Raw genomic sequence first — 22,066 nt, 5'->3', positions numbered from 1 at the left:
TCGCGGTACTGCACACGAAGATGCTCCCACTTTGCGTTCAGCTTGCGACGTTCATTGCCATTATTGAAACTCATGTGTAACCTCCAAATTTTCGATAAAACGTGAAAAGTCGAAAATTTGGAGATGCTACGGATATTTCGCCGCTTGGGGCAGCCATGAAAAGAGGGCAAACATAAAACCTGCTCCTTTTCGGGAGCAGGCCATCTGAAGCTATAAAAATAGCCGGACAACAGCCGACCGAAAGATTGGAGATCTTTCAGTCAAGCTGCTGCCCGGCTATTTGGTGCTACGTTTCATACATCACCCGGAGGTGACGGCCCGTTGCTCGGTGCGAACAGTCCATATTCAGAGTGCTTTGCACCCGATTCTTATGAAACCAATGCTTACTTGGCTCGAATGGAAAGGTTGAGCCATAACATTTCCCGGCAACGCCAGCATTTTATGTGGATGAATCCAGTGCAGTCGGCGGTCATTCGATAGAGCTTTATATTGCACTTGGGGCAAAACTGCCAGTGTTCTGTAATTGCTTCCTTCTTATGATCGAGCATGACTTTCCCTCCCAAATATAAAGTTTGCTGCGGTATTATGGGGAAACGGCGGACTGCGGCACTTTTGTTCCAAAAGCGCAAAAACGCCAGCCTCCCATTGAGGGAAGCTGGCGCAGTACAGCATATCGGCACGATTGAGGGTGATAAAGCGGAATGATTGTGCCGGTTTATTGGTATTCGGGTCTACGGCAGCAGACAGGCTTTTTTTGATGCGTTACCCCAATAAAAAATCACAGTTACCTCCACAAACGGCAACTGTGATCTTGTGGCGCATGAAATCGCCCGGACGAGTTACCGTTTTTTTATAACTCGACCGGGAAACGCAAAAATCGGCACTATACTTCCTATTCACAGGAAATACAATGTTATACCGCGTCATTCACCAGAACGATACAATACTATCGAGGTGAACGATGATGCCGAATTCTGACTTGAAAGTACTTGGAGAAAAGGTTCGCAAGGAGCGCAAGCTGGCAGGTTTAACACAAGAACAACTTGCTGAACGCTGCCATGTTTCAACGAAGCATATCGCCAACATTGAAAAAGGCAGCATGAATCCATCTTACGAAATTCTTTTGGCGATTGCTCGTGTTTTGCCGGTTTCGCTTGATGCGCTGATTACTCCGGGGATGGGTAAAACGGAAATAGAGTTAAAAGAGTTCAATCGAATCTATCTTTCCTGTCCAGAAGCGGTGCGAGAAACCTTAATGGACTCGACCCGCACACTGGCAAAGCATCTGACAGAGTTTTACAGTAAGATTGAAAATCCCTGAAAATGTTTTGCTTGTGGTACAGTATAGCATATTTTTCAAAGTCACTATACCAAAACGAACCCAAAAGCAAACCAATTTTATACCAATTCAGTCGATTCCCAAGCTGACCTGAATCTCTGTTCCCAAATCATTTGCCAATGCCGTATATAGTTCTTGTGGTGTGCGGCAAAGAATTGCATTGAAATTGATAGGGTCGCCCTCATTGAAAAGCCTTACATATCCCCAGCGGCATGGAACAACGTCCAAATAGGTCGCAGACTCTAAAAAGCTATGGAAGTGGGTCAATACTTCTTCAAATGTTTGCATGGTTTGACCTCCTGAATTAAGTTATCTCTATTTTAGAATATTCTTGGTCATCTATGCAAGGATGCCGATTTCGTACAGCGTAGAAAACGATAAAGCCATACCGAAGAATCCTACTAGGATCTTACGGTATGGCTTTTATTACAGATTGCGATTTGATCGCACCGATTCCGATGATGGGACAAATTGATATCCAATGTTGGAAACCGTTTTAATATAACGGGGGTGATCTTTGTCATCCTCTATTTTCTGGCGGATTCGACCGATCGTGCTGGTGACGGCTCTCAAATAGCTTTCGCTGTCCTTATGCCAGACTGCTTCAAAGATCTGCTCCTTTGTAAACAGTTTGCCCGGATGCTGTGCCATCAAACTCAAAACACCGTATTCATAACGACTCATGTATACCTCTGTTCCGTGTTTGAAAACACGGTGGTGTTCCAAGTTGATTCCCAGATCGGGACTTCTCAGAACGTCTGTGGGATTCCGCATCAGATCGACCCATTCAAAAATCGTCTGCTCTTGCGGTGGGCAGTGATCCTTCGTGATGCGAACAACAACTTCAATTTTTTGCATACAGTAGACAATCCTCCCCCAAAGCCAAATCTATATCACTCGATATGGAAAATCGGGTGTAGCTCGTATTTCCGCATTGACTGTGCACTACGATGCCGTATGCTTTAGCCGCCGTCGTTTTTGGAATCCCGAAAGTTCAGAGCCGCCAGCAGGCATCCAAACGCGCCTGCCCAGAGAAGGTCGGTATAGAGCCATACTTGGAGAATGGCAAAAATCACTCCTGCGATCAGCAGCAGGATGCCAGCCGTTAACAGCAGACGTGCCGATAACTGCTCCATCTTAGGTATCCCTTTCTGTGCGAAGATAGTGCTGCACCCGGTGGACGTCCCCGGAACGAACTGCAATGTACCACAAGGATTGAGTCACTGCTCCGGTAGGCATTGGTGTATTCAGCGGCACCAGAAGCAGTGCCGCCCGCACCTTGTAGGGAATATTGTTTTCCGCCATACGACGGCTTTTTTTCTTTTGCCATCGTGCGGCAACTTTTTCACTTTTCTTTTATCTTAACAGGCAATCCTCACAGAAATGTCACGGACATACTCCATTTCGACAAAATAACAAGCTGAAATCTCACCAATCTGTGAGATTTCAAATTTTTTGAGGAAAGCCGAGAGGAAATGCATCCTCCCGGCTTTCAATAGGTTTATGATTATCTATTGTAGCAATCTCTGTCGTTACTCCGAAGTCCTCAGCCGCTCCACCACAGTTCCCTTGTTAAAGAAGTGGAGAACGATCAGCGGAATAACCGCAGCCAGCAGCAGATAAAGCACACCAATGACCAGAACCGGAACCAATGTAATATTCAGAGTAAAGAACCACATGGAAGGGCCATTCAATGCGCTCTTTAGCACTGTGACTGCCAGGATCGCTGCGACTGCTCCGCCGATAATGTCCGCACCTACGGCATAGTAGATGCCCTCATAGACCGTCAAGCGGCGAAGCTGCTTGCCGGTCATACCGATGCTCTGCATGGTAGCAAACTCATGGCGGCGGGTGATGATGTTGGTAATAATCATGTTGGCAAAGTTAATCAGTCCTGCAAAGGCCATGATGCAACCAATCAGACCGCCGATAACCAGGATCATGCTGCGGACCGAATCAAGCTGCTCTTTCAACAGCTTGGTGGAAGTATAGGCAACCGAAGTATTTTCACTCACATAGCTGCTCAAAAATTCTTCCATCTGCGGCTGCAAGGCTTCATCCACATTGAATCCATAAGTCAGCAGCGTGGGAGCGTCATAGATTTCCTTAAATACAGTGTCCGGCAGATACACAAAAGGAGCATCAGCGGCGATGTGCGCCTGGGCGGTGGTGCCTGTCGGCGTTTCGGTTTCCGTTCCCACGAGGATCGCTTTTGCAAGGATAGTGCTGGTTTTGACCAGTTTCCCATCCTTGTAGAAGGAAATGCTCTCTCCAACCTGTAACTGATCGGTCAGCGGAGTGTTCCTTGGTTCCTCTGTCAGTTTGTCCATGGGGCAGCCAATAATGACATATTCTCCGGTAGCCATTTTCTGCGTTAAGGTTTCGGCATCTTTTTCGCCTTCAAAAATACGCATATCAGCCCAGAAATTTTCGGAGGCTCCCATCACATTGCCAAAATAGCGCCTTTCGGTATCAGAACTTGTGTACAGGCTATATCCCTGATAGCTTTGATTTACGACGCCTTCTTCCTCATGAAACAGCTCTATGCCGCTTAAATCTTCAAACCCATAGTCAACCAATACATTTCTATCGTCTTTTGTATTTCGGTAGAGATAGCGTTCATCCTCAACTCCGGGCTGTCCGGCAATCAGATCCACCGCCTGTTGTGAGAGCGTATCTTTATGGTGCTGAACGCTTTCCATTACATTAAATGCGGCTGAGTTATAGACATTAAAATCTGTTCTGGTGACACGGTTTACCCACTTTTCTTCATCAAGGCTTTGCGTCACAATGATGATAGAGTTAAACAGGACGATGCACAGAAGCAGGGAAATAATGATGAACGCTGAACGCCGACGATTGCGGCCCAGGTTGGAAAAGGCCATACGGGACAGCTTTACCCCATTGGTTCGCTTGGCACTTCTCTTTTTATAGGCGTTCTGCTCGGTGTAGCGAATCGCCTCCAGAGGAGAAATCTTTGCCGCCTTTTTTGCAGGCTTCCTGGTGCTGATAAACACGGTCAGGATTGTAAAGAGAGCGGCGATAACAAAAATTAGCGGCGAGGTCGATACGGATGTACCCACCATAGAGTATTCAAGGTTAATGATCTCTGTCACGATAGGAAGCAGCACCCAACCGGCAAAGAAACCGGCGATCAGACCAATAGGCAGTCCGATCAGCGTGAGCCAGACCGCCTGACGGTTCACAATGCCCTTGATCTGCCGTGTGGAAGTGCCAATCGTCCGCAGCAGGCCGTATTGACGAACATCCTGCATCACAGAAATATCAAAGATATTGTAGATCAGCAGGTATCCGCACACGACAAACATCAGGATAAATACAACAGCAAACACGATGGACTCTGATGAAGTCAGTCCCTGGGACATTTGATTTTCAGAGGCGAGAATGAAATTGTCTGCGCCCATATCCTCTGGATTGCCGCCAATGGAGTAAACGAACTCATTCAACTGCTGCTGAACATTTGCTTTATTCTTCAGCACGACATCGGAAAAAGTAACGCCGGACATTTCATGGTCTACCGCATAAGTGTTCTGGACCACATCGGGGTTTTCCTTTATAAACTGCTCTGAAACAGTCGCAACGCTCACAGAGTCATTGCTTGCTTCCCACCAGCCGGAAAGCACCATATCATAATGATAAGTTTTCCCCCGCAGTTCAAATTCCAGCGGAACCGCTGCGCCAATCTTTGGTTCTACACCCAGCGCCTTCAGCGCCAAATCCGTGGTGGCGATCTCATTCGCTTTCTCCGGTGCAGCTCCGTGAGTAGGCACACAGAAGGTCAGCTCCTGCTGCACACTGTCCGCATAATTGAGCTCAATGGAATGGCTGGAAGTATTGCTTGCATAGCCAATGATGCGCCGGTGACCCGCCTGCTCCACAAAATCGCTGTTTACAAGCTGCTCGTACTGTTCCTCCGTCATATATCCTAAAGTGCCATCCGCCTTGCTGCCTTTCTGCATTTGCAGAGAGAGCTGGATGGAGGACGCCATATTGAACGCCAGGGAAGTGATAGAGGTAAATAGGAAAGCAGTCAGGATAATTGCCAGCAGTGCAGCCAGATTGCGTACCTTATTCTTTTTGAAATAGCGTTTGGATAGCTTGGTAATTACTTCGGAATTATTGTTGCCAAATAAAATGTCATTCATAGTCCCGCCCCCCTTTACTGCACGATCTTACCATCCTCGATCCGAATGATGCGGTCGGCAAGCTGGGCGATCTCACTGTTATGGGTAATCATCACGAGGGTCTGATGGAATTTCTGGCTTGTGGTTTTCAGAAGCCCCAGCACATCGGCGCTGGTCTTGCTGTCCAGATTGCCAGTCGGTTCATCAGCCAGGACGATTGCAGGCTTTGACACCAAAGCGCGGGCAATGGCTACGCGCTGCTGCTGGCCGCCGGAAAGGTTATTGGGCATATTGTTCAGCTTATCCTCCAGCCCCAGCATCTGAACGACTTCTTTCATAAACTTCTTGTCTACCTTGTTTCCGTCCAGCTCCACAGGCAGCACGATATTTTCGTAGACATTCAGCACCGGAACCAGATTGTAGTTCTGGAAGATGAAGCCAATCTTTCTCCTACGGAAGATGGTAAGCTGCTCATCTTTCAATGTTGAGAGTTCACGTCCATCCACAATAACCTTGCCAGAGGTCGGCACATCCAACCCACCAATCATATTCAGCAGTGTAGATTTACCGCTGCCGGAGGTTCCTACGATGGCAACAAATTCGCCCTTTTCAATGGAGAGGGTCACACCATCCAAGGCTCTGGTAATGTTCGGTTTTGCGCCATAATATTTTTTTAGTTCAGTCGTTTGCAAAATGCTCATAAAGAACACCATCCTTTCTTTTTGATAAACCCATTGTAACGACCAAACCTCACAGAAATGTCATGAGCCACAAAAAATTTCTGCTAAATTCGGCCCCAAATGTCACGAACCTGTGACATTTCATTTTTTCGGGGCGTGCCTGCTCTACTTTCGGAGCAGGAAAACAGAAAAGGTTGAGCCTTTCCCAACTTCCGATACCACCCGGATATAACCGCCCTGCAAGGTCACAATCTCACGAGCCAGATACAGGCCAATCCCAATACCGTCCACATCATGCACCGCATCTTCCCGGTAAAACCGCTTGAAAATCGTTCCCTGGTGCTGCTCTGAAATGCCAATGCCGGTGTCGGCAATGTCGATCTTCACATACATTTCCCAGCCTTCCACCGACACATGGATCTGCCCGCCTGCCGGGGTGTACTTCACTGCGTTATCCAGAATGTTAAACAGGGCTTCGCTTGTCCATTTTCTATCATGGCGTGCATCCAAATGCTCCGGGCATTCCACCTGCACATCTATTTGTTTCTTTTCGGCATTGAGCAAAATCCCGCCCAGGGCAGCGGCAAGGGTATCATAAACCGGCTGCTGTTTTTGCTCCAGTGAAATGACTCCTGTTTCCAGGCGGGAGGTTTTAATCATGGCTTGCATGAGGAAGTCCAGCTTATCAAGCTGGCTGGCCTGGGCTGTCAGAAATTCCTTTTGCTTCTGCGGGGGAACCTCGTTTTCAAGCAGCGTGTTGTTGATCATCTTCAAGTTGGCAATCGGGGTCTTGACCTGATGGGAGATGTCAGAAATCAGCTCTTGCAGGTCAGCCCGTTCCTTTGCGATGCTGTTTTTATTTTCCTGCATGACCTCGTACAGTCGCCCCAGCCGGTAGTTGATTTTATAGAACAGGTTTTCTTCTTCAACCGTCTGCTTGGGCTGCATATTTTCGGAGAGCATATCATCCATCTGACCACAAAAGGCATCGGAGAACCGGACCAGCTTCCGACGAATCAGCGCCACAAAGCAGATGACGCAGAGCAGCACAAAAAGACTGAACAGGAACACACACCGGACAGCGGTTATATTCTGGGTCAGCAGATGAACAGCGGTGCAGACTGCACCAACCGCCAGCAGCAAAAGCGTTCCCAAAAGAACGCAGGCTTTGTTGATGGAGAGTTTTCGCATATTCATTTCGATGCCCCTCCGATCCACATATAGCCCATACCGTACACCGTCTTGATGTACTGGCGTCCATCCGTTTCAATTTTATTCCGCACCCGGCTGATGGCCGCAGTCAGGGCGTGTTCATCCACAAAGTTCCCATCGGCATCCCACAGCTTTTCAAGCAGCACCTGCCTGGTCAAAACATTCTGCGGATTTTTGGTCAGGATTTTCAACAGCCGGTATTCCAACGGAGTGAACACCAGCGCCTTACCAGACAGAGAAGCAGTCATCTCCGAGAAATTGATGGATAGTGCGCTATCCTCATAACAATCCCCGCCGCCAGATGGTTTTGCCAGCCGCCCCAGCACCACGGACAGCTTTTTTTGAAAGACGCTCATAGGAAATGGCTTGGTCACATAGTCCTCTGCGCCCAACTCATATCCTTTGAGCATATCGCTCTCCATATCATTTGCGGTCAGGAAGATCACCGCCGTATCCGGCCGGCGCTCTTTTGCCTCCCGGCAGAAATCAAAGCCATTCCCATCTGGCAGGTTTACATCCAGCACGATCAGGTCATAATCCTGCTTAGTCAGAAAGTTGCTAGCTGCTGATTTTGTCAATACAGAGTCCACGACATAGCCCGCAGTATACAGGTTATAGCACAAAGTATTATTCAAAAGCCGGTCATCCTCGACTACTAAAATTCGCAATTGTATCACACTCCTTCATTCTTAGTGTAGCATCCAAATGTCACAGAAATCTCACGAGAGGATTATTTTTTTGTATTTTTGAAACGACGGTCTGCCGGTTTCTCCGCATCCTTGGGAATCAGCCAAATGGTAGCCATCTTCACAGCACCGGGGATACGCCCACCGGCACACAGATAATTGATCTGCCTTGGGGTAACACCCCATTTTTCACTTGCTTCTTTCAGCGTCATATAATCCATATAGTTTCCCTCCAATATGGTTTATTATATTTCCTTTGCTCGAAGAATACAAGCTTGCAAATAGGGCGCAAAGCCCTGTGCCAGAAGCACTATGTGGCCTTGCGCCCTTTGTTATTCTATCCTAAAAATACTTTGCCAGCTGCTTCAGACCGCGCCGGATGCTGTCACGGACACGGCTTGGGTCTACACCTTCCGCTGCGGCGATCTCACTCACACGCATACCCAGGTAATACCGGGCATAGATCCTCTTGGCCTGCTTCTCTGGCAGAGCCATCACAGCGGCATAGAGCTGCTCCCGCAGCTGCTTTTCCTCCAGAAGCATCTCCGGTGTTTGCGGCTTCAATAGCACCGCATTTTCAATGCCATTCTCGCAATCCAGAGAATACTGTGCTTTATAACGATACATCTTTCGCTCATACGCAGCCTCCGCACGTTCAGCTACTCGAATAGTCTCCATTACTTCCTCTGTCATATCTACAAAAAAGTCTGTTGTATAAACATCAGGATAAAGTTCCCGAAGGTTAATTTTCTTCATTATGTACCTCCATTTCGATTCACGGGTGATTGACGGGTGAATCGAATGGAGGCGGAGACCGACACCGGCAGACAACCGGGTCATCTCCGAAAAAATGGCAACAAAAAACGCCAGATTTCCGTGAGGGAAAACTGGCGCGCCAAGAACAGCCATTATTATACTGAATTACATGGAACGATAATGCCGATGCAATGTTATACTTGCCCGGAGGGGGAGCTACGCTTTTTTAGCTGGTGCAGGTCATGGGTACTGTGAAAAAAAGCAAAAATGGACACGGCAATACCTCCTGGACACCGCCGTATCCTTAAAAAAGGGCGACTTTATCACACCCTCCGTAAATCCATTTTTTCAAAAGGAAAACGGCGGCCTGAAATGCAATATTTTCAAGCCGCCGTCATCTTTGCAAAGCCGGACGGCTTTTGCTCAGGTGTTATTCGATATTCTCAATTGTTTCAACAATGTTCATTTTTGCAATAGAGTGTAGCGGGATCGCCGTTGCCAGCAGACAGGCATCAACAGAAACCACAGCAGCCTCTATAATCGCAATAACGGGAACGGCAACCAGTTGTAAGGCATCCGTTTTTGCAGCCCCGACAAAGATACAGCAGACATAGCCCAGCACTGCGCCAATCACAGAGGCAAAGATAGCGTAATAGGCACCTTCCCACAAGAATGTTTTATAAAGGCTTGCGGCACTCATGCCAATAGCCCGCTGCATACCAATTTCATTGACACGTGTATGGATGTTGCTGTAAACGGTGTTTATGATATTCAATATGCCAATGATGCCAATAAAGATAATCAGTACCCAGCAAGGCATTTTGATTTGTTCAAAACTCTCTGCCATTTCATTGCTGCTTTCAAGGTAAGAAAGCCAGTGAGCACCCGGATATTTGCTACACCAATCATCCAATATACTTTCAAAAGAATTCGTATCTACGCCATCCTGCAATGTCAAATAGATTTCAGAATAGGTATCATCCTGCATCAGCGAGCAATATATTTCTTCGTTCATGATAAGTTGCACACCGTTGGTGAAACCTTCATTGTTGATTGTAATAGGAGTATCAATTATCCCTATCACACGAAGCGCCCTGCTGCCCAACTGGATCGTATCACCAATAGAAAGCTCCGTATGCTCCACAGGCGTATCCCCGTAAGAAAAGGGAATAGGATTTTTGACAAGACAGCCTGTTCCATTATTTAGCGCCTGCTTATCCTGATCAGAAAGATTGGGAGCGTAGATTTCTAACAGCCCATCGTCAATATTGACAAGCTGAAAAGTTTCGTGGCTCTGCACGGACAAATCTGTTTCAAAGGGAAGTTCGTCACCAGCACCCGGCGTAAATACAGAAAGCCTGACAGTGGAAATGTCTTTTACAGTGTCGTTTGCCTCCAATGTGCTTATAGCTTCTGCCGGAATACCTGATGTTTCATTTGTAACAGCATAATCGCTGAAATACATATCCTGAATCGAACTGCTGGTATCAAGCAGCCCAGTAAAGCTCTGCAGAGCAACAAAGACGGTAATGCTCATAACAAGAGACAGTATTGTAAGAAGCGTCCTGCCACGCCCGCGTTTCAAATTGAGTCTTGCATAGTAGGATTCAAAATTGTAGATTTTGTGATTTCTTTTTCTGCGGCGTTTGATCTTAACAGACTGGCCAGACATAGCAACTGTCGGGGATACACGCGATGCGTACCGAGCAGCTGGAAATGCAGCCATTAGCGCAAATAAAAGTGTGACCGCAATACTTGCAAGGAGCATGGGGAATTTTACCGTACTGGCAGTGCTGATTGCTTCGTTTAATTCGGAAACACTATTTGCCATGAATATATCAGGATTGAGAGCACCCGTAGCAGCAATTAGCGTAGCCTTTGCTGCTAATGTGCCAAGTACCAGCCCAATCGGAATACCGATTCCGCAAAGGATCAGGAGCTGCAAGGAAACAAGACGATAGATTTGCCCACGCTCTCCGCCGATTGCACGAAGTGTTCCATATTCTTTAATTCGTTTTGTAATGGAAATTTTTAGAATATTATAAATTACCAGTCCGGCTGCAAACAAAACCAACAAGCCTACCAAAACACACGCCACCGTCATAAAGGAAAAACCTGCACCAGCATCACTGTTGGATGTCTCATCATAAGAAATACCGACAGCATCAAGAAGAATCCAGTTATATTGGATATACCGATCCTCTACATCCAAGTTCTTCGCAAGATCATAAACGATGCTCTGAAAGTTTTTCTTGTCATGGGTCTTAAAGTCAGTAGAATAAAGCAGATATTTTTCTGGTAATAGTTTTTCTGCGGTTCCGTTTCCTACAATTCCTTCAACTGTACCTGTTGAATAGCCGATATAGCTGCTTTCAAGAATGCCCGTTAATATGAATTTTCCGCAATATTCAAATTCAGGAAGTGAACCATCCATAACCGATACGCGCATATCCAAAGAAACGGTATCTCCAACCGCAGCATCTAATCCAAGATACCTCAAGCTATCCTCTGATAATGCAATTTCACTTGCTTTCTCCGGCAAATGCCCCTCTTTTATCTTGCTGATTGCTGGGTACATCGCCAAAGCGTTATCATGATACTCTCTGAGATACAAGTTCAGGCTGCTATTACCAAGGGTTGTGCTGCCTACAAAGACGGTATCTCCTACATCATATACTCGATCATCCTCGTGGAGTTTCTGTGCTTGTTCCCTGCTGAGTTGATGAAATGTTACATATCGGTTTCCGTTTAGGCTCGCAGCCTGCTCTATTCTCATAGACTGCAAAATTCCAATGGACTGACCAACAACGGTTGTTATGATCGTTGACATGATAACTGCAATCAGGATTAAAGTCGCTGTAATTTTTTGCGTTTTTAGTTCTTTCCATGTAAGAGCTAAATAGGATTTCATCTTACTGTCACCTCCGAAAGCACTCCGTCAATGATGGTAAAACGACGCTCTGCCATTTCTGCAATATGAGGGTCGTGAGTAATGACAATAAGTGTCTTTTTCATTTTCGCCCGAAGATCGCAGAGCATTTTCATGACCTCGCCGCCGCTTTTGCTGTCAAGGTTTCCCGTAGGTTCATCAGCAAAGATGATGTCTGGCTTTGCGATCAGAGCGCGGGCGATTGCCACGCGCTGCTGCTGCCCGCCGGACAGTTCATGGGGCAGATGGTTCAAACGGCTGTCGATCCCTAAAAAGGTTGCGATCTCCTGTAAATAGGCATTGTCCGGCTGGCGCTTGTCGAGAAGCAGCGGCATGATGATATTCTCCTGCGCTGTCAGCACCGGGAGCAGATTGAATTGCTGGAAGATGAAGCCGATCTTTTGGCGGCGGAACGCCGATAACTCCTTGTCACTGCCGTGATGGATGTCAGTATCGCCATACAACACCTTGCCGGAAGTTGGCGTGTCCAATCCGCTGATGATGTGAAGCAGCGTACTTTTGCCACTGCCTGACGGCCCCATAATGGAGATGAAGTCACCGGAGTGGATTGTCATATTTGCATGGCACAGCGCAACGGCTTTGTTCTCGCCTGTACCGTAGATTTTGGAAACATCGTTTACTTGAATATCCATGAAAAAACTCTCCTTATCGGTTTGATAAGGAGAGTATAAAAGGCAAATCTCAAAAAACGCTCAAGAGTTATGAGATTTTCAAAATAGCGGAGGCAACAGCCCCGATATCGGTATTTGCGATTTTCAACGTACCGCCGTGTTTGCGGCAAAGAAGATCGCAGATATAAAGTCCCATGCCCAAATGCTCCGCTTCTTCCGTACCTTTGCGGAACGGCTGGATGCCGTTTTTCAAAAGCTCCGCCGGAAACCCGTCGCCATCATCTGCAATTTCCAGTTTCAGATTTTCGCCCTCTATGGAGAGTTCTACCGAAACATTCTCTTTTGCAAATCGGAGAGCATTTGTTGTAAGGTTCTCAGCAACTTGAAACAACATCCCTTTATCCAGTGTGACAGTGCCGCCTGCGGATAGACCGTGAAAGTAAAGCTGCTTTCCATGATCGGCTGCGGAAAAGCCAAGGGCTTTTTCCAAATCGGCGCTCAGCGCAGCGGTGTCAAAAGTCACTTTTTCCGGCTGCACCTGCTCCAACCGTTGAACCTTGCTCATAGTTTCCACATAGCGTTCGATGCGCCCTGTATAGGCTTCCATGCGCTCAAGATTATCCATGAGCTGCGGCGTATTGCCGCTATCTGCACACTGTTTTGCCATTTTTGCCGAGCCTTTTAAGACCGTTATCGGGTTTCGGAGATCGTGGGAGAACGCGGCGTTCAGCCGTTTCCGTTCCTCAGTTTGCCGCCACAGCTCGCGGTTGCTGTTCAATAGCGATTGCCGCATGGTTTCAAATGCAACACAGAGCTGTCCCAGCTCGTCCCCAGACACGGATGGAATGGTAAAGTCCAAATCATTCTCCATCATGCGGTTTGCTCCATCCATGAGAATAGCAAGCGGCTCTTTCAGTTTCCAGCGATAGAACAGCGATGCAGTTAATATCAAAGCGACAATGAAGAATAGCATCGGCAAAACGAACTGAAAAATGGCCAACGCATTTCTAACTGCGGTTGCTCCTGCTACCGGTTCCGGAAACTCTGTCTTTATTGTGGAATCTGCTCTAACGATAATTTGCACGCCAGATGGGGCGAATACTGCACTCAATTTTGTGCAGCCCACAAAAACAACAGCCGAAAGGCTTAATGCCAGCAATAGGTTGATGAGCGTCAGCGTGAACAAGGACTTTTTCAGGCTCATATTTTTTATCCATTCCATTTGTAACCCACCCCCCAAACTGTTTCGATATAACTGTGATGCGACAAGGCAGTAAACTTGCTTCGAATTTTTCGGATATGCTCCATAATGGTATCACTGTTGCCTTCGCCATCAAGTCCCCACACAGCTTCATAAATCCGTTCCCGGTCAAATACCTGCCCAGCGTTCAGTGAAAGCAGCTCCACAATGTCAAATTCCTTTTTTGATAAGTTGATAGGCGTTCCGTTGATAGATACCTCCCGTTTAGAGTAGTCGATCACCATTTCAGAGAAAAAGCGGAGTTCGGATTGCCCCTGCTTTCTGTTTTCCCGCCGCAAGTGTGCAGCGACCCTTGCGCCTAATTCATCAATGTCAAACGGCTTTATGATATAGTCATCCGCTCCAACCTGAAACCCTTTGATCTTATCGGCGGTTTCTATTCTGGCCGTCAAAAATAAGATGGGACAAGAAATGTGGCTGCGGATTTTCTCGCATACGGTAAGGCCGTCCATGCCGGGCATATTGATGTCCAGCAGCACAAGATCAGGATGGCAAGCCGCCTGTTTCAATGCTGTTTCGCCATCATACGCCGTATAGACCACAAAGCTCTGCATTTCAAAATAGCTTTTCAGCATATCAACGACGCCTTTTTCATCATCCACAATGAGTAGCTTTTCATTCATGGTATTTCCTCCTCTCCGACAAACTGTTATAGCATTTAATTCTCAAATTTCTCTCAATTATTATACTTTCTTTTTGCGGCATAAGCAATTAATAGGAAACAATCATATGAGAATGAACCAAGATGAAAGAAGGTTTGACTTTCACGGGCTCGGGCTCGCTTTGAAACAAGCCAGAGAGGAAAAGGGCTGGACGCAAGCCTATGTGGCGGAGCTGGTCGGCAAGACTGACCGCACCATTATGAATATTGAGAACAAAGGTCAGTATCCCAGTTTCGACCTTTTTGTTAAACTCATTACCATGTTTGACGTTTCAGTTGGCCAGTTTATTCATGCGGACGGAGAGGCAAGGTCAAGCTCTTGCAGAAAGCACATTGATGTGCTCCTAAATTCTATGAATGAAAAAGAGCTTGTTGTAATAGAAGCCACAGCCGAGGGCATTAAGAAAGTTAAGGGCTGTCGCTAAGTGGCAAGCAGGGCGTCTGTCTATACAAACGCCATTTTTGCTTCGCAAAATGCTTGTTGGGCTGTGCCCAATCCCCTTTATTCTGCACCGTTCCGATGCAGGCTACGCGTTTTTTCGAAACGCTTCTATTTATATAAGGTAAGCAATGTTGTTGGCGGTGTAGAACACGGCGTTCAGCAGTGTGTATGCAATCAGGAACCATGCATACTGTGCAAACTGACCGAGGTTCGTTGGAATTGCAAAAATCGCCACCAGCGTGATGGCACAGCCGATATAGCCGTACAGCATCCACGGACGAGCCTTACCCATCTTGGAGTGCGTTTTGTCGATCAAAGAGCCAAAGAAAATGTCCGTTACACCATCCAGCAGCTTGGAGACTGCGATCAGGGTGCCGACGATGCCGGGGTTCAAACCAACCGTGTTGGTCAGATAGATCATGACGAAGGAGGACAGGAACGCATACACCACATTGCCTGCTATATCACCCGAACCATAACCAACTTTGTTGTACCATTTCAAATAGCGCTTTTCCGTCATTTTCCGATTCTCCTCATTTGCTTCGATTTTACAAGGCTTACGCTTTTTCGGCAAGATGTCAAATTCTCTTGCGTTTTGTCTGAAAGTATTGTAAAATTTATATTGACAAAATCATACTGAAAAAATGGAACAAAGTATGCACAAAATCACACAGTTTGTGGAAATCAAACAGAACGCATTCCGATTCCGGCGAAGTCTTTAAGAAAGAAGATGGTATTGAGATGTATTTCAACTCTGGCTACTTAAACAACCTTCGTCTTGATTTCAAGGATTACACAAAACCATTGGTGGTAGGAAGCTGCGGCACCTACCGCCTGAAAAAGCGTCCCATGCTGCCGACATACTGGAAGAAGGGCCGCAGAGACTATCAGATCTTGTATGTGGCATCGGGCAAGGCGCATTTCTGGTTTAATGGAATCGAGGAAATCGTTGAAATCTGGTCACATGGTGCTTTACCAGCCAAAAGAGGTTCAAAAGTACGTTTATTATGTTGAGGACCACCCGGAGGTGTTCTGGATTCATTTTACTGGCTATGACGTTAAGAACATTCTGGAGTACCATGGCATCTCTTTGGATCAGCACGTCTTTTACAGCGGAACGCTCCCGGAGTATAAGATGTTGTTCCGAAAAATCATTCGGGAGCTTCAGCAATGTGAAGATGGGTATGAAGATTACATCGCTTCGTTATTCAACAACATTCTGCTGCTTGTCAGCCGCCAGCAGCAGAACGGTGAAAACTATATCGTGACGATTCCCGAAGAAATTGAGATGGCGGTTTCCTATTTTAACGAAAACTACAATACGAAGATCAGCGTGGCGCAGTATGCCGAATCGCTGCATATCAGTACGAACTGGTTCATTCGTAATTTCAAGCAGCACATGAAGATAAGTCCTGCACAGTACCTTCTCTCTCTGCGGATGGTCAACGCACAGAGCTTGTTGGAAAATACAGATTACAGTGTCGGTGAGGTCGCTGAGATCGTGGGGTACGATAACCAGCTTTACTTTAGCCGGGTGTTCAAAAAAGAGTACGGAGTTAGCCCAGCACAGTATAGGAAACAGCGGCATGAATTTGAAGATGAAAGGCAATTTATAAAAAGGAGCAAAACTTATGAAACCTAATATTTATAGATTTGCAGATGTTGTTGATGGAACCGATGTGTATGAAAAAATAAAAGACGCAATTATAAACAATCGAATGATTCCAGTCTTAGGATCTGGTTTTTCTTATGGATTTAAGGCAAATAATGGAACCGTTCCATCTGTAAACGACTTGAAAGAAAAAATCAAACAAGAATTAACAGAAGATGAAGAATATGATGAATACGATGCTGAAGAATTAGAGCGGTTTGATTTATCTCGGCTTTCGGATATGTTTATGCAGCTACTGGAAGAACACAGCGACGGAGACAAAGTCTTTGCCCCGAAATCTTTTTTGAAATATATGGAAGATCACTTCTATAATGTACACGATTGTCCAAACTATATAAAAAGTTTTCTGCGGTGTGATTGGGAATATCTCTATACCCTCAACTACGATGACACAATCGAAAAAACTTTGCCAGAATACGAAGTTGTTGTGCCATATAGAAATCTTAATCAAAAGTGGCTTAAAGAGAAAAAGTGTGTAATTAAACTCCATGGTGATGTCCATACTATGCTAAGCTGTAAAGAAATGAAATACTGTACTTTGAGCAAAAGCCAATATTTGAACTCAATAACATCTTCCGAAAACAAAGATCTGATGGAATGGTTGCAAGATGATTGCTCATCCAAAGATTTGTTGTTCATCGGATGTAGTTTAAGTGGAGAGTATGATTTCCTTTTTGCGGAAGGAACCAAAAGGGTATCTCAATTAAGCTATGATGCAAGTGAAAACTCTTTTTATATCTATTATGATTGCGACCCGGAAGGAAAAATCCCTTTATATGTACGATCAGATCTTGGTAATTACGGAATAAAAAATATCATTCGTGTAACCCCTGATGAAATGCCTGAATTTTATAGCTTAATCTGTGAATTTTTCAAAGAGAAGGCTAGTATACAAAAGGAGGACAAACTCGAAAAATATAGAAACTTCGTTTTTGAACAACTGACTTCATGTGATTTAGCGTGTAATCTTCCATATATCTTTGAGAATAAATCACTTTTAGCAAATCCCCGGAACAACACCATCTTGTTTCCCTATTTTTATACACATCGAACTGTTTCCAAAAACATTATCAATGCGCTGGAAAGAGGCATTCCGGTTTGCATTATAGCGGGTAACCGCTTTGCGGGTAAAACCTATGCGTTGCTTGAAATAGTTGATGAACTTCAGAAAAAACATAAAAAAGTGTATTATATCGGAGACAAGAACATTTCAACAAAAATTCTTAATTATATCATCTCTTGCTACCATCAAGCAGTATTTGTATTCGACTGTAGAACAATTGAAAATCGCCAATTCCAGAATATTATACTTAATAACTTGAATGCGATGGTAGAAAACAGTATTCAAATAGTATATGCTGTAAATCGGTCAGATAGAAATTTCACAAAAGTTATTCATATTGATGAAAGTATGAGAGGCTTTGTTGAATATTATTCGATAGATTCAATTCTCGATTCTAATGAGTTGACCGAGTTTAATTCAAAGATAAAAAAGCTAACTATCGTTAATCGAAAAAAGAACGACACTTTTTTGGATTATGCATTTCGCATTGAAAATTCAAGGTTATCTGATTGTAAATCAATTTTGCCAGACGTAAATCTTATTGGCGACAAAGATATGCTAAGGTGCATCTTGCTTTTAGCAAATTGTAACTTTATGAGCGTAACAATGGCGAACCGATTTGATATAACTGAGGAATTGGTAGGTCTTTGTGAGAAAAGTAATGGAGCGGTTCAAAAGGACTACTTGTCTGATTTTGAATTGACAAATCTCACACATTCAGGAGTGAAATACGTATCAAATTCTCTTTATTGGCTGTATCGATGCCTTGCAAATTATGCAAAAGATTCAACAAATTACGAAACCATTGCTGATGTGATTGTTGAAATAGTGAAAACATATATAGAAATTTATCAAAGAGGTGATGTGGTTGATTATCAAGTGTATCAAGAAATAAAACCATATTATTATCTTGATACCCTTCAACAGATGTTTTTCTTTGATTCACCAAGTAGGGGTTCAATTGCACTTCCTGATATTATTTATAGTAAGCTCAGATCTGTTTTGCATAGTCAATATCAATTTTTGCATCAAACATCAAAGTGCAAACTGCGTTACAGTCAGCAACTTGGCTTGGGGTCGGATAAAGGTATCCGAGTTCTTGAAGAAGCAAATTTAATAATTGATCGAGCTATGGAACTGGCTGATCAATCTGCAAGTCGAAACAAGCAATACACGATAACACATATGAACGTAACCAAAGCTCTAATCCTTACGAACTATTTGAGGTATTCTAAAAATGATAATCCGGAAAAAAAGGAGAAGCAATTATTAACTGCAATTGACTGCTACTATTGTTTCTATGTTGAGTTCAAGGAGTATTCGGCAGATTTAACGGATGCAGAACTTTCTGATGTTAAATGGTTTATGGAACAGCTCTTTACAGGAGACGATGCTTTCAGAGGCTTTGTAACTGATAAAGAGCATCGTAAAAAGGTTGAAGAACTCTTGAATGCTTACTATAAAAAACGCATCACTATCAGCTGGACGTAATAAACTTCGTCGTCTCACCTGCAAGCAATGTTTTCGTCTATACAAAAACACTTTTTGCGTTGCAAAATGCTTGTTGGGGAGTGCCCCAAACCCCTTTGATCTGCATTTTCCAATGCAGGCTGCGCATCCCTGCGGGACGCTTTTGAGGATGTCAATCGGCACATCCCACGAAAAATCCGATTCCTTTTTGGTGCAAGGGTCAATAGAAGAATTTGATGGTTCATGGTACAATAGCAGACATTGCGTGTTGTGCGGTTTGCACACGAACATAGTGAAAAGGAGCTGTTGAATGTGGATACGATCTATCTGCTGCCCGGTGAGGAACGCTGCGTTGATTTTCGAGATGCTAATGGTGTCCCGAAGGTACACTACACTTACTGCTCTATCCGTGGCAAACTTTTCAACTGCACCTGCTGCACAAAGGCCGAAGCTCAGCGGCTGTGTGAAGATTGGCTCGTAAAACAGGATCGCTGCTATATAAACTAAAAAATACCGCCGAGGATGCCTTCCAACTGGGAAAGCTCCTCGGCGGTATTCGTTTATCGTGTCTGTGTTTTCTCGGTGGTGTTCTTTTCCTCTGCAAAAAATCGTTCCACGTTTTTCTGTGCCCGAACCAGTTCCTGCATCTCGTTCCGTGCCTTGCGGTAGTCCGGGTAAGCGGCTTTCTTCTTGGTCAGTAGCTCTGCAAACTCCGCATCCAACTCCTTGACCTTCGGCAGCTTCTGCAGCCCGGCTTCGTCAAAAGCAGCTTTCGCCGCCTTGTGCAGAGTGATTTCCTCCCGATGGGCTTCCAGAAATGCTTTGCTGTACCCGGCTTTCCGATAAGCGGTGTACACCTCACGGGTCTTGGCATAGTTGATGATATGGTTTTTTAGCACGGCAATTTCCGTCAGCCTTGCTTCTGCTGCCTTGATGGAATCGCCCATGGCATGATAGCGTTCCGTTGCCGCCGCTGCTCGTTCCCGCAGTTCCTCGGCGCTGCCGATTTTCTGCTCCTGTAAAAACAGCAGCGTCTTGGACATCTCTTTCAGATTGAATTTGGTTGCCCACCTTTTGTAGCCGACACTTTTGCCCTCTGCCATTTTCCCCTGAATATCCACCAGCAACTGGAACGATTGTTCTTTGAGCGGCTGCTTCTGTTGCGGCTGGTGCTTCGCCTTTCCCTCCAGCACCGCCTTGATCTCGTCCTCGCCATAGCCGATGCCCAGTGTGCGGAAACGAATAAAGCGTTTCTGCCCCTTGCCCTTCACCGCCGTATGCTTGCCACGCTTCATCTCGTAGCCCTGCTGCTCCAGCTTTTGCAAAAATGCTTCGTAGTCCCCCGGCTTTTCTGCAAGGATGGTGTCAATGATTCCGCACAGGCGGTCACGGTTACTTTCCTTGGGCGGATAGACGATGCGCTTCTGCCGTTCCCGATAAGGCTTGTACTCGATGGTTGAGAGCTGATGCTCCAAACAAATCAGGTCGCTCAACCGCTGCACCGCAAAGGTAGAAAGCCAGAAATTTTTGAATTTCCGGGTTCCATCCAAGGCAGTGGAATTATAAATAATGTGGTTGTGGATGTGCGCCCGGTCGGTGTGGGTAGCAACGATAAAAGCGTGTTTGCCCTTCAAAAAACGCTCGGCGAACTCGTAGCCGATGCGGTTGGCTTCCTCCGGCGTGACCTCCCCCGGCTTGAAGGACTGCCGCACCTGATAAGCGATTACATCGCTTTTCTGGCTGCGCCCGGTGGTCTGCTCATACAGCCGTTTCGTCAGCAGAAATTCTTCATCTACCGTCAACGGGCTGCACTGATAGCTGCTGACCAGCTCGCCCTGCTCGGTCTTGTCCGGATTCTGAATATAGCTGGTATGGTTATGCAGACAAGCCCCGATGGACTTGCCTTTGTTCTTCCGCATAGGAATTAGCCGTGTTGCCGCCAGTGCCATCACCCCCTGCAAAAAAGAAAATGCCGCACGTCGGCGGCATCAAGATTATTTGAATAGTTTTTCATAATCGGAAGCACCAGCCAGATACATCGCCTTGTAACGGGCGCATTCCAACTCGTTGCAGATTTCATCTAAGGCGAGGTATTGCTTCCATGATTCTTGGCTGATGACGCTCTGCAAGGCTTTCTCAGCCGCTATTTTGGCGTTTTTCAGTCGCTGATAGTTTTCATCCTCACCCAGCATTTCAGAAAAAATCGTGCTGCTGTGCGCAGAATAGCACTCCTCCAATTTCTGGTTTTCCATAGCATCCCTCACAATCCGGCAACCCAGCCACTAAAACGCTCTGCTGCATCTGCAATCAAAGCGCCCATGAAAATCAACACAAAGCATCCAAACTCCGCCACCAGCAAGATCAAAAACTGCATCCACTCCCGGCAGTACAGTGTATAAAGGCCGCAGCCGAAGATATACAGCATGGGCAGTGCCAGCACAAACGCCGACAGGTTCAGCGTCCATTTCAGCATCAGCGCAAGGAAAACCGTAAGCAACCAAAACGGGAAAACGATCATCTTAAAAACGAACCTCATATCTAGCACCCGCCTTTCTTTCACCCCGATTATAAAGGTATCAACGATTGCTTTGCAAGGATGTCAACCCTTATGTACCCCCGCAGTCCTCCAACTGCGGGGTAAAATTTTAGAGTTCAGCCAGCCGGGAAAGAATCTGCCGACCAATGTCGATCAGTTCATCCAGACGCTGCCGCAGATCTTCCATGTCAGCGGCATAGACCTTGCCGCACTCGTTGGCACGCTTGGCGTACTGGTTCAGATTGTTGCTGCACATCTGCAAGAGATATGCCATGCGTTGCAGTTCTTTCAAGTCGAGGTGCAGGCAATAGCCGTCCAGTGCCATCTTGCGGATATAGGCACTCAGGCTGCGGATGCCCATGCCCAACATCTTTTCATAAATGCGGCTTTTCTCAGCTTTTGTTGTTCTCAGGATAATGATTTCGTCCCGCTTTTCCCTCACCGGGCATCACCGTCCTTGTCGTAATAACTGCGGAAGGGCTTCACCGGCTCCGACTTATCGGATTTTTCCTCCAGTGCCGCCAGCACCGAGGGGCGGCGAGGTGCGTCCTCCTGTTCTTCCTCATCCTGTTCCGGGTCGTG

Annotated in this window: 23 protein-coding genes and 1 pseudogene; 6 read left to right on the top strand and 18 right to left on the bottom strand. The window is 45.9% G+C overall.

Features of this window, described 5'->3' with window-relative positions; translation table 11 throughout:
* Nucleotides 1-961 precede the first annotated feature (961 nt).
* Nucleotides 962-1,321 carry a helix-turn-helix domain-containing protein gene (locus C4N24_RS14025; protein ID WP_242983291.1) on the top strand — a complete coding sequence of 120 codons (360 nt, stop codon included), beginning with the start codon at nucleotides 962-964 and terminating at the stop codon, nucleotides 1,319-1,321.
* A gap of 87 nt (nucleotides 1,322-1,408) precedes the next feature.
* Here the strand turns inward: C4N24_RS14025 and C4N24_RS14020 are convergent, their stop codons facing one another.
* The 13 genes from C4N24_RS14020 to C4N24_RS13955 all read right to left on the bottom strand — a co-directional run bounded on the left by C4N24_RS14020 (nucleotide 1,409) and on the right by C4N24_RS13955 (nucleotide 14,263).
* Entirely contained in the window at nucleotides 1,409-1,627 is a 219-nt protein-coding gene (locus tag C4N24_RS14020; RefSeq protein ID WP_112091918.1) for a hypothetical protein, read from the bottom strand.
* Nucleotides 1,628-1,765: 138 nt separating this feature from the next.
* Complete coding sequence (locus tag C4N24_RS14015) at nucleotides 1,766-2,197, bottom strand: winged helix-turn-helix domain-containing protein (RefSeq protein WP_112091917.1); 432 nt, start codon at nucleotides 2,195-2,197, stop codon at nucleotides 1,766-1,768.
* 104 nt (nucleotides 2,198-2,301) lie between these two features.
* Complete coding sequence (locus C4N24_RS14010; RefSeq protein ID WP_242699649.1) at nucleotides 2,302-2,475, bottom strand: hypothetical protein; 174 nt, start codon at nucleotides 2,473-2,475, stop codon at nucleotides 2,302-2,304.
* Nucleotides 2,476-2,871: 396 nt separating this feature from the next.
* Entirely contained in the window at nucleotides 2,872-5,505 is a 2,634-nt protein-coding gene (locus C4N24_RS14005; protein WP_112091916.1) for an ABC transporter permease, read from the bottom strand.
* A 14-nt stretch (nucleotides 5,506-5,519) separates the two neighbouring features.
* Nucleotides 5,520-6,185, bottom strand: a complete 666-nt coding sequence (locus C4N24_RS14000) for an ABC transporter ATP-binding protein (protein WP_112091915.1) — start codon at nucleotides 6,183-6,185, stop codon at nucleotides 5,520-5,522.
* Between the two features lie 144 nt (nucleotides 6,186-6,329).
* A complete protein-coding gene (locus C4N24_RS13995; protein WP_112091914.1) occupies nucleotides 6,330-7,361 on the bottom strand; it encodes a sensor histidine kinase in 1,032 nt (343 codons plus the stop codon).
* Complete coding sequence (locus C4N24_RS13990; protein WP_112091913.1) at nucleotides 7,358-8,044, bottom strand: response regulator transcription factor; 687 nt, start codon at nucleotides 8,042-8,044, stop codon at nucleotides 7,358-7,360. Before C4N24_RS13990 ends, C4N24_RS13995 begins: the two co-directional genes overlap by 4 nt.
* Before the next feature lie 62 nt (nucleotides 8,045-8,106).
* Nucleotides 8,107-8,283 carry a DNA-binding protein gene (locus tag C4N24_RS13985; protein ID WP_002594731.1) on the bottom strand — a complete coding sequence of 59 codons (177 nt, stop codon included), beginning with the start codon at nucleotides 8,281-8,283 and terminating at the stop codon, nucleotides 8,107-8,109.
* Between the two features lie 121 nt (nucleotides 8,284-8,404).
* On the bottom strand, nucleotides 8,405-8,818 hold the full coding sequence (locus C4N24_RS13980; RefSeq protein ID WP_112091912.1) for a sigma-70 family RNA polymerase sigma factor: 414 nt from the start codon (nucleotides 8,816-8,818) through the stop codon (nucleotides 8,405-8,407).
* Between the two features lie 430 nt (nucleotides 8,819-9,248).
* A complete protein-coding gene (locus C4N24_RS13970; protein WP_112091910.1) occupies nucleotides 9,249-11,729 on the bottom strand; it encodes an ABC transporter permease in 2,481 nt (826 codons plus the stop codon).
* Nucleotides 11,726-12,400 (bottom strand): ABC transporter ATP-binding protein, encoded by a 675-nt coding sequence (locus C4N24_RS13965; RefSeq protein ID WP_112091909.1) that lies wholly within the window; start codon nucleotides 12,398-12,400, stop codon nucleotides 11,726-11,728. The genes C4N24_RS13970 and C4N24_RS13965 overlap by 4 nt, the downstream gene beginning before the upstream one ends.
* A 67-nt stretch (nucleotides 12,401-12,467) precedes the next feature.
* A complete protein-coding gene (locus tag C4N24_RS13960; protein ID WP_112091908.1) occupies nucleotides 12,468-13,601 on the bottom strand; it encodes a HAMP domain-containing sensor histidine kinase in 1,134 nt (377 codons plus the stop codon).
* Nucleotides 13,589-14,263: a response regulator transcription factor gene (locus C4N24_RS13955; protein ID WP_112091907.1), complete on the bottom strand. Its 675-nt coding sequence runs from the start codon at nucleotides 14,261-14,263 to the stop codon at nucleotides 13,589-13,591. The genes C4N24_RS13960 and C4N24_RS13955 overlap by 13 nt, the downstream gene beginning before the upstream one ends.
* A gap of 106 nt (nucleotides 14,264-14,369) precedes the next feature.
* Here C4N24_RS13955 and C4N24_RS13950 point away from each other — a divergent pair, with 106 nt between their 5' ends.
* On the top strand, nucleotides 14,370-14,726 hold the full coding sequence (locus tag C4N24_RS13950) for a helix-turn-helix transcriptional regulator (RefSeq protein WP_181573110.1): 357 nt from the start codon (nucleotides 14,370-14,372) through the stop codon (nucleotides 14,724-14,726).
* Nucleotides 14,727-14,864: 138 nt separating this feature from the next.
* Here the strand turns inward: C4N24_RS13950 and C4N24_RS13945 are convergent.
* A pseudogene (locus C4N24_RS13945) lies at nucleotides 14,865-15,263 on the bottom strand (MFS transporter); the annotation flags it as partial.
* A 221-nt stretch (nucleotides 15,264-15,484) separates the two neighbouring features.
* Between C4N24_RS13945 and C4N24_RS15835 the strand changes: the two are divergent.
* The 4 genes from C4N24_RS15835 (at nucleotide 15,485) to C4N24_RS13930 (ending at nucleotide 19,455) form a co-directional block, all read left to right on the top strand.
* Nucleotides 15,485-15,757, top strand: a complete 273-nt coding sequence (locus C4N24_RS15835; RefSeq protein WP_347475245.1) for a hypothetical protein — start codon at nucleotides 15,485-15,487, stop codon at nucleotides 15,755-15,757.
* Nucleotides 15,708-16,385: a helix-turn-helix transcriptional regulator gene (locus C4N24_RS13940; protein WP_347475244.1), complete on the top strand. Its 678-nt coding sequence runs from the start codon at nucleotides 15,708-15,710 to the stop codon at nucleotides 16,383-16,385. Before C4N24_RS15835 ends, C4N24_RS13940 begins: the two co-directional genes overlap by 50 nt.
* Nucleotides 16,375-18,969 (top strand): SIR2 family protein, encoded by a 2,595-nt coding sequence (locus C4N24_RS13935; RefSeq protein WP_112091906.1) that lies wholly within the window; start codon nucleotides 16,375-16,377, stop codon nucleotides 18,967-18,969. Before C4N24_RS13940 ends, C4N24_RS13935 begins: the two co-directional genes overlap by 11 nt.
* A gap of 249 nt (nucleotides 18,970-19,218) precedes the next feature.
* On the top strand, nucleotides 19,219-19,455 hold the full coding sequence (locus C4N24_RS13930; RefSeq protein ID WP_005938809.1) for a DUF3873 family protein: 237 nt from the start codon (nucleotides 19,219-19,221) through the stop codon (nucleotides 19,453-19,455).
* A gap of 53 nt (nucleotides 19,456-19,508) precedes the next feature.
* On the opposite strand, the gene C4N24_RS13925 is transcribed toward C4N24_RS13930, so the two are convergent.
* The 4 genes from C4N24_RS13925 to C4N24_RS13910 all read right to left on the bottom strand — a co-directional run bounded on the left by C4N24_RS13925 (nucleotide 19,509) and on the right by C4N24_RS13910 (nucleotide 21,926).
* Entirely contained in the window at nucleotides 19,509-20,867 is a 1,359-nt protein-coding gene (locus C4N24_RS13925; RefSeq protein ID WP_242983290.1) for a relaxase/mobilization nuclease domain-containing protein, read from the bottom strand.
* A gap of 75 nt (nucleotides 20,868-20,942) precedes the next feature.
* Entirely contained in the window at nucleotides 20,943-21,200 is a 258-nt protein-coding gene (locus tag C4N24_RS13920; RefSeq protein WP_112091905.1) for a hypothetical protein, read from the bottom strand.
* 8 nt (nucleotides 21,201-21,208) lie between these two features.
* On the bottom strand, nucleotides 21,209-21,484 hold the full coding sequence (locus C4N24_RS13915) for a hypothetical protein (protein WP_112091904.1): 276 nt from the start codon (nucleotides 21,482-21,484) through the stop codon (nucleotides 21,209-21,211).
* A gap of 109 nt (nucleotides 21,485-21,593) precedes the next feature.
* Entirely contained in the window at nucleotides 21,594-21,926 is a 333-nt protein-coding gene (locus tag C4N24_RS13910) for a plasmid mobilization protein (RefSeq protein ID WP_097783406.1), read from the bottom strand.
* Nucleotides 21,927-22,066 lie beyond the last annotated feature (140 nt).

This window comes from Faecalibacterium prausnitzii, from assembly GCF_003287405.1.
In the GTDB taxonomy this organism is placed as follows: Bacteria; Bacillota; Clostridia; order Oscillospirales; family Ruminococcaceae; genus Faecalibacterium; species Faecalibacterium intestinale.
The sequence above is the reverse complement of the archived record's forward strand: the minus strand, read 5'-3'. Positions and strand labels throughout refer to the sequence as shown.

Excerpts from the sequence above, each read along its gene's own strand:
- C4N24_RS13970 (WP_112091910.1), bottom strand. The coding sequence starts at position 11,729 with ATGAAATCCTATTTAGCTCTTACATGGAAAGAACTAAAAACGCAAAAA.
- C4N24_RS13920 (WP_112091905.1), bottom strand. The coding sequence starts at position 21,200 with ATGGAAAACCAGAAATTGGAGGAGTGCTATTCTGCGCACAGCAGCACG.
- C4N24_RS13995 (WP_112091914.1), bottom strand. The coding sequence starts at position 7,361 with ATGAATATGCGAAAACTCTCCATCAACAAAGCCTGCGTTCTTTTGGGA.
- C4N24_RS14025 (WP_242983291.1), top strand. The coding sequence starts at position 962 with ATGATGCCGAATTCTGACTTGAAAGTACTTGGAGAAAAGGTTCGCAAG.
- C4N24_RS13940 (WP_347475244.1), top strand. The coding sequence starts at position 15,708 with ATGGTGCTTTACCAGCCAAAAGAGGTTCAAAAGTACGTTTATTATGTT.
- C4N24_RS13955 (WP_112091907.1), bottom strand. The coding sequence starts at position 14,263 with ATGAATGAAAAGCTACTCATTGTGGATGATGAAAAAGGCGTCGTTGAT.
- C4N24_RS13985 (WP_002594731.1), bottom strand. The coding sequence starts at position 8,283 with ATGGATTATATGACGCTGAAAGAAGCAAGTGAAAAATGGGGTGTTACC.
- C4N24_RS13915 (WP_112091904.1), bottom strand. The coding sequence starts at position 21,484 with ATGAGGTTCGTTTTTAAGATGATCGTTTTCCCGTTTTGGTTGCTTACG.
- C4N24_RS13960 (WP_112091908.1), bottom strand. The coding sequence starts at position 13,601 with ATGGAATGGATAAAAAATATGAGCCTGAAAAAGTCCTTGTTCACGCTG.
- C4N24_RS15835 (WP_347475245.1), top strand. The coding sequence starts at position 15,485 with ATGTATTTCAACTCTGGCTACTTAAACAACCTTCGTCTTGATTTCAAG.
- C4N24_RS13925 (WP_242983290.1), bottom strand. The coding sequence starts at position 20,867 with ATGCGGAAGAACAAAGGCAAGTCCATCGGGGCTTGTCTGCATAACCAT.
- C4N24_RS13935 (WP_112091906.1), top strand. The coding sequence starts at position 16,375 with ATGAAACCTAATATTTATAGATTTGCAGATGTTGTTGATGGAACCGAT.
- C4N24_RS14015 (WP_112091917.1), bottom strand. The coding sequence starts at position 2,197 with ATGCAAAAAATTGAAGTTGTTGTTCGCATCACGAAGGATCACTGCCCA.
- C4N24_RS13965 (WP_112091909.1), bottom strand. The coding sequence starts at position 12,400 with ATGGATATTCAAGTAAACGATGTTTCCAAAATCTACGGTACAGGCGAG.
- C4N24_RS14020 (WP_112091918.1), bottom strand. The coding sequence starts at position 1,627 with ATGCAAACATTTGAAGAAGTATTGACCCACTTCCATAGCTTTTTAGAG.
- C4N24_RS14010 (WP_242699649.1), bottom strand. The coding sequence starts at position 2,475 with ATGGAGCAGTTATCGGCACGTCTGCTGTTAACGGCTGGCATCCTGCTG.
- C4N24_RS13980 (WP_112091912.1), bottom strand. The coding sequence starts at position 8,818 with ATGAAGAAAATTAACCTTCGGGAACTTTATCCTGATGTTTATACAACA.
- C4N24_RS13950 (WP_181573110.1), top strand. The coding sequence starts at position 14,370 with ATGAGAATGAACCAAGATGAAAGAAGGTTTGACTTTCACGGGCTCGGG.
- C4N24_RS14000 (WP_112091915.1), bottom strand. The coding sequence starts at position 6,185 with ATGAGCATTTTGCAAACGACTGAACTAAAAAAATATTATGGCGCAAAA.
- C4N24_RS14005 (WP_112091916.1), bottom strand. The coding sequence starts at position 5,505 with ATGAATGACATTTTATTTGGCAACAATAATTCCGAAGTAATTACCAAG.